Below are 258 nucleotides of genomic sequence, written 5' to 3'. Positions count from 1 at the left end.
CCCGAAGTGATTCAGAGGGATCTTGTCCTGAGACTTGCCGCTGTAACCTTGCAACAGACCACCGGTGAGTTTTATGTACACGGGATAGTCAGCACTCTCGTAGCGTTTGCCCGCATACGCATAATATGAACGCTGGCTGAACGAGTTGCGAAAAGTTGCTCCACCAAACAACCAACCGGACGCTTGCTCGCGCTCAAGACCGATGAGGTCCTGATTGTTATTGTGGTCGGAGTCGGGGGAGAATTGTCTGGTATAGAC

At 51.9% G+C, this 258-nt stretch carries 1 pseudogene; it reads right to left on the bottom strand.

The features are described from left to right. A pseudogene (locus ACCD05_RS31970) lies at positions 1–258 on the bottom strand (sn-glycerol-3-phosphate transporter); the annotation flags it as partial.

The organism is Rhizobium sp. Rhizsp42 (genome assembly GCF_047304155.1).
Classification (GTDB): Bacteria; Pseudomonadota; Alphaproteobacteria; order Rhizobiales; family Rhizobiaceae; genus Rhizobium.
This window is presented reverse-complemented; position numbering and strand designations above follow the sequence as displayed.